General features: G+C 59.3%; 5 protein-coding genes. 1 reads left to right on the top strand and 4 read right to left on the bottom strand.

The genetic code is table 11. The annotated features are described in order from the left end of the window. The coding region (locus Q8S60_RS02235; RefSeq protein ID WP_305668290.1) for an O-antigen ligase at window positions 1-1017 on the top strand (1017 nt) is incomplete at its 5' end. A gap of 43 nt (window positions 1018-1060) precedes the next feature. On the opposite strand, the gene Q8S60_RS02230 is transcribed toward Q8S60_RS02235, so the two are convergent. The 4 genes from Q8S60_RS02230 to Q8S60_RS02215 all read right to left on the bottom strand — a co-directional run bounded on the left by Q8S60_RS02230 (window position 1061) and on the right by Q8S60_RS02215 (window position 6133). Further along, a complete protein-coding gene (locus Q8S60_RS02230; RefSeq protein ID WP_305278471.1) occupies window positions 1061-1825 on the bottom strand; it encodes a hypothetical protein in 765 nt (254 codons plus the stop codon). Further along, window positions 1815-4070, bottom strand: a complete 2256-nt coding sequence (locus Q8S60_RS02225) for a polysaccharide biosynthesis tyrosine autokinase (protein ID WP_305278473.1) — start codon at window positions 4068-4070, stop codon at window positions 1815-1817. The genes Q8S60_RS02230 and Q8S60_RS02225 overlap by 11 nt, the downstream gene beginning before the upstream one ends. 160 nt (window positions 4071-4230) lie before the next feature. Next, window positions 4231-5502, bottom strand: a complete 1272-nt coding sequence (locus tag Q8S60_RS02220) for an outer membrane beta-barrel protein (RefSeq protein WP_305278475.1) — start codon at window positions 5500-5502, stop codon at window positions 4231-4233. A gap of 94 nt (window positions 5503-5596) precedes the next feature. Further along, window positions 5597-6133 (bottom strand): hypothetical protein, encoded by a 537-nt coding sequence (locus Q8S60_RS02215; protein ID WP_305278476.1) that lies wholly within the window; start codon window positions 6131-6133, stop codon window positions 5597-5599. Between the last annotated feature and the right edge of the window lie 187 nt (window positions 6134-6320).

Below are 6320 nucleotides of genomic sequence, written 5' to 3'. Positions count from 1 at the left end.
GCCCGCGCGCGTCTGGCCCGCTACGCGGCGATTGCCATCGGTGGCGCCTACTGCCTGTACGGCCTTGTCGGCTTTTTCATCGATGGGGCGTGGATATCCACCTACTTTCTCACCCGGCGAGCGGACTCGCTTACATCGACTTTCGTAAACCGCAACTCCTTCGCGACATTTGCAGGCCTTGCCCTGCTATGCAGCGCTTCTGTCTTTCTCGACCGCGTACAGCATATCTTCACGATAAGCCGGCCCTTCGGTCAAAAAATTGTATTGGTCATTGAAATGGTCACCCTGCATGCGCGTTGGGTGTCGGCCGCTTTCGTGACGGCTTCTCTTGCACTTTTCCTCACAACTTCCCGGGGCGGCATCGCCGCCTCTCTCGTCGCGCTAGCGGCACTGGCGTTTCTTCAGACACGGTCGGCTGCAAAACGAGGCGCGGCCTATCGATATATTCCCCTGCTCATTCTACTGCCCGTCGGCATAGCACTCGTTTTGGGCGGCGGAAATTTTCTGGAACGGGTCGATCGTCAGGGTCTTTCGATCGAGAATAATCTGCGGTCGTCCATTTTTGTAACGACGATCGAAGCCATAAAAACGGCGCCTCTAGTCGGTACCGGATATGGGACCTATAGCGATGCGATCGAAGCTTACAGAGGCGGTGACCCCGATATCTTCACCCTTTGGCAGAAGGCGCATAACACATACCTCGAGAATGCTCTCGAACTTGGCCTCCCCGGCGCCGCAGCCCTCACGTTGTCGGTTCTTGGTCTTGCCTTGATCTGTTTCGGAGGCGTGCAAAGACGCCGCCGCAGCCGCGCCTATCCGGCGTTAGGTGTCGCGGCAACCATCCTTGTCGGCGTGCATGCACTCGTCGACTTCAGTCTGCAGATTCCCGCAGTCGCCATTTTCTATGCATTCATCATGGGAGTGGCTGTCGCCCAGTCCGTCCGTGGACGGCCGGAGAATGACGGTGCGGCCTATACGAGCCGGCCGACACGGAAGAAAAGTACTGGCCCGGAATAGGGTTATTCGAAATAGCCACGTCACTCGCCGCCATCCAGGAAAGCTACCTGCGCCTTCTCAGAGATGTCGACAACTGCCTGTCGAACTGCTCGAGGCCGCCCGGTCTCAGTTTCATGTCGGAGCGAAACGCGCTGCGCGCCTCAAGTCCGCCGGCGAGATAGGATTCGATAAGTACGGGCCTCAGATCGGGTTTCGCCCATAGCAAATGAGTATTGGCTAACGCATGGTTTCTTGTTTCGTCAGGTATCTCGCGCCAGTGCCGCATGGAAATGCCATGCTGAAGCAGGAGCGCCGACGCCCTGCTGGGGGCGGTTAGCCGAGCGACATTCAGCAGTCCCGTGACGTCCCGAGGCACGGCGCCCCGGTCAAGCTCGGTGCGAGCCAGCAGTGCCCACACAGTACCGTTGGCGGGGGCGGCCGCAGCCGCATCGCGCAGACTTTGAATAGCCTTTTGCCGGTAAAAATCAGCACTCCCCAAGGAGGCCTGCCCGGCCCCCTCCGGCTGCCTTTCGGCGTAATACGCGAGCCGCCGGGCAATGCGCGCATGGCCGTACAAAATTCGCGCGTCACGAGGCGACCAGGCCAGCGCTTCTGTATATGCGTTTTCCGCCGCAACGATATCCTCACGAGCGACGGGAAACCCGAGATCAAGCGCTGCCGCGACCTTTGCGGCAGGTGCGATCGCCGCATATGAAACCATGCGCGGAAACGTGAGCGTCAGCAGCGCTACGGCCAATAAACAGCACAAAAGCAATATGCCCCGGACATGCCATTGATGCAGCCCGGTGCGCCGATAGTCAGTTGACATAGTACCGGCTGTATTTCCCGTAGTAGTACCCGCCGTCGCCGTAGCCGTACTTCGCCTGCTTCGCGGTATTCACGACCGAGAGTACGACACCTGCGATGCTGGCATCGTACAATCTCAATTCCTTGATCGCACTGATGGCTGCGTCGCGTGGCGTCTCGTTCCACCGAACGACGAAGACCGTCTCGTCCGCAAGCTTGGACAAAACCCTGGAATCCGAAACCGGCATGATTGGCGCACTGTCGAGTACGACCAGATCGTAGGCATCTTTCAGCCGGCTCAGGAAGAGCTTCATCTGCGCGGATCCAAGCACGTCCGGCGGATTTGCTGTGCCGGAAGCAATCGGGACGACATCAAGCTCGGACTTGGGATCTTTTATCAGAACTGAACCCAGCTCAAGGCGCTCCGCCAGCAGTTCGACCAACCCCGCTTCGGGGCGCGCGATACCGAAAACCCTGTGGACAGATGGATGGCGCAGATCGCAATCGACCAGAACCACCTTGAGGCCGGATGCAGCCGCCGCGCGTGCAAAACTTACCGATGTCGTCGTCTTGCCTTCGCTGGGCAGAGCGGAAGTGAACAGGATCACTTTTGGAGGATTGTCGACATTCGAAAGCTGGAGGGCGCTACGCAGGCTTCTCAATGACTCCGAGAACGCGGAAAGCGGCTTTGCCAGCAAATACTCTTGCGGCGGCATTACCTTCCCATCGGCTCCTTTTTCCGAAGGAGCCATTGGAAGCGATACAAGATGCGGCAAGCCGAGCTCCTGCTCGACATCGCGAGCAGTTTGAATGCCGTTATCGAGCTGCTCCAGAAGAAGTGCAATGCCCGCTCCCAGCATCAAGGCCAGCACGGCGGTGACGGCGCCAATAAAGGCTTTCCTCGGATAGGACGGAACGAGCGGCACGGTGGCGGCCGAAATCACGCGACTATCCGGAGTCTGCAGGTCTTCCTGCTGCGAGGTTTCCTTGAACCGGTTCAGAAAGCTCTCATAAACGGCGCGGTTGGCAGAGGCCTCGCGCTCCAGTTCCCGAAGTTGCACCTCGGCCTGCCCTCCAATACCTGTCTCACCTCTTATCTCGGCAAGACTGTGCTCAAGTGCTTCCACACGTGTCTCCGCCACCGAAACATCGTTCTGGATGCTCCCCATGATGCGGCCTACTTCGGCGTCGATCTGAAGCGCGATATCCCGGCGCTGCGCTTCCGCATTGACGATTTCGGGGTGGCGCGGGCCGTACTTTGTAGAAAGGTTGGCAAGCTCCCGGGCCAGTTCGGCCTGCTTCTGGCGAAGCTGTGAGATCGTCTGGGACTGAAGAACAGCGGTCACGCTCTCGATGCTCCCGCCGGTGCTCCTCATTTGCTGGGCTCGGGCGTATTTCGCGCGGGCCTCCGCCAAATCGGCACGCGCCAGAATAAGCTGTGCGTTCAGTTCCGAAAGCTGCTGCTCGCTAACCGTCATGCCGGATGCAGATTCAAGCCCGTTTTCCGAGCGATAGATTTCCACAGCTCTTTCGGAATCGCGTACCTGTTCGCGCAATTCCGTGAGCCGGCGTGACAGCCATTCGTTTGCCTGCCGGGTGGCATCGAACTTCGCCTCAAGCTGATCGAGGATGTAAGTATCGGCAATCGCATTTGCGATCAGGGCTGCCTTCTCCGGGTTCGCGGAATCGAACCCGATCATGATGACAAAGGTCAAACCGCGCCGGCTGATCGATGTACGCGCCTGAAAGGCACTGATGACTGCGTTGAGTTCGGACCGCTGCCGCATTTCTTCCGACTGGGGAGCCGGATCTTCAAGGGCAAACTTGATCCAGACCCTCGGATCTATCCAGCGAAGGACAGATTCCGTCCGAAGCGCCGGGTTGAACTCCGGATCCTGGGTGAGATTGAGCTTCTCGATGACGCGAGCTGCCAAGGCGCGTGAGCGAAGTATTTCGACTTCGCTGTCCACGGCCGCGGAGTCCGGCGACAGCCCCGACATGACGGCCCTCATATCGACGACCTGGGTCTTCTGGCGATCGAGCAGAACCAATGCCTCGCCCGTATAGAGGGGCGTCATCTGGAAAACCACCACCATAACGAGCGCGGTTACTCCGAAGGCAATTCCGACGATTACCCCCAAACGCTTTCGCATGGCCCGGTAAATGGCACGAAGGTCGAGTTCAAGAAAAGATTCCTCCGGCGTCTCGACCGAACCATAGGGAGACCCCTTCGGCGCAGAAGTTGAACCCTTTATCGGAGCATTCATCGTCGATATCCCATCCGTGCGTGCCTCACGTGGCGCACTATACACAACCGCGGGGATCGCCACAGTTCACTGAATTGCTGTCGTCCCCGGAAACGAAGTAGGGCAGGCAAAGGCTTCTGCCCTGCCTGCCCCTAATTTCGTACTCGACCCATTGAAATGGTCAGAGCTTACCCGTAAGCGTCAAGCCCACCATATTCCGCGTGTAATCGAAAGCGGGGTTGTTGGAGTCCCGGTCGGTGAACCGGTACCCCAGCTCGAGATCGAGATTACGGTTGAGCAGGTAGACGACACCGGCCTTCGCACCGATGATATCGTCTTCGCGAGTGCTGTCATTGAAGTCGTCATTTTCGTAGGAAGCACCGCCCCGGAGGATGAGGTTGACGAGCAGTTCGTGGTCGACATCGACCGCGAAGCGTTGCCTGTCATATCCCGATGCGCCCAGAACCGATGTTTCTTCAACGCTGCTGTCCGCCTTGAACGCCACGGTGGTGAGCGGCGTGACGAACCAGTTGATGTTGGCGCCATAGGCAAGGCCATCTGTATCGCCGAAAGCTGCCGAGTCGTATTCGCGCTCCTGATAACCGATATAGACACCGCCCTGGGCGAGATTGGTCAGGCGGAAATCCGACCCGACCACGATCTGCCGGCCATCCGAATCGCGGTTTACAGCGACAATCGGGGGCTGCTGGTCGTATTTGCGCTGGTCGAGCTGCCCCTCGATATAGATGTTCGTGTCCGGCGAGACATCGTAACCGACACGCGCGCGCTCGTAGTATTCCTGACGGTCACGGAAATCCTGATCGATGGGGACGCCGCCGACCGACGTAAGATCGTCATAATCGTATTCGCGGTATTCACCGCCGATGCCCACCGAGACCCGGTTGAATTTCTGCCGCAAGTCCGCCGCAGCCGTGAACAGGCTGTACTCGACAGGCTCGGAAGCGGCCGCGGGGGAGTTCGGATCGCCGCGATCTTCGTGAAGCTCGGCATAACCAAGAGAACCCGACAGCGCCGTACTGGAGGTGATGTCGATCTGCCCGCCAGCACCGACGTCCCAGTCGAACCGGTTTTCGTCGCTGTTGTCGGCGTAGATATCCTGGGAGACACCGCCGCGCAGGCTGAGCGCGTGACGGCTCCAGGTTGAGTTCACGTTCACCCGCGCAGCGAGAGTGGTGATGAAATCATCAGTCTCGTTGTTCGGGGTCGCGTAGATGTTGTCGTTGTAAGCGCCGGTGATCGACGCGCTCGGATAAACCATGAAGCCGCCGGCGCGAATGCCCGCTGCGTCGTAGCCAGGCCGTGCCCGCTCCATGACACTTTGACCGCGCACATCACGCAAATCCGTGTCGGCCTCCTGTGCCATCGCACCGAGTGCCGAAGCCAATAAAATTCCCACCGTCAAGGATGCAACGCGTGTTCCGCCACGTGTCATGGATATTCTCCCGCTAAAGCTAGTCACTATCCCGCACCCCCGTCCCGCCCACCGTTCATAACGCTGGCGAGCGGCAGCACCGAAAAACCTCTATTTAATTGGCGCTGGCCGGCGCCTCGGACGTCGAGTCTTCGCCCTCAAGGACGCCTTCACCTGTATCGCCGCTGCCCTGCAGGATGGCAGCCGTTCTGAGCTCCTGCCCCTCGGCGACGGCTGCGATCAGCGTCGCATCGCCCGAGGCTTCCACCATCGCGAGCAGCGTGGCCGCGAGATCGGGATTGGTCAGCGCGATGACGGCGATCGCCGCACCGAGGCCGCGACCTACGGCAAGCTTGATCCCGCCATTCTCGGTCAGCAACCGCCGAACCTCGGGATTCATGGGATTCGTCAGCGCGTTGATGACGGCCTGCGTGGCGAGTTCGGGATTGGCGGAGCCGGTGATATAGGCTTCGATTCCGGCCTCGAGCGCGGCTTCGTCTTCGCCGTATTGAAGGATCAGCGCTTCGACCTCAGCCTGCAGGTCAGCCACCGATGCCGTACCCTGCGCTGCAGCTGGTGCAACGGCGAGAGTGACCGGCGCAAGCGCAAGCCCCACCGCGAACAACGCCGCCGCAAAAAGATTCTTAAGCATGGCTACTCCCCTGTCAGACCCTGCACGACCCGCCCGGCATACCGGGCCACCCGCAGTCCGCAAAACTAAAGTTGAAGCGGCAAAAGACGAAACAAGTCCTCAGCCACTTTTTACTAACAAAACATTACCACAAGCATGACGCGAGTCCGATATGCGAAGCCGGAACAGAAAGAAAACCAGTCGCTTT

Origin of the sequence: Parvibaculum sp., assembly GCF_030694575.1 — a bacterium.
GTDB lineage: Bacteria > Pseudomonadota > Alphaproteobacteria > Parvibaculales > Parvibaculaceae > Parvibaculum.
The sequence above is the reverse complement of the archived record's forward strand: the minus strand, read 5'-3'. Positions and strand labels throughout refer to the sequence as shown.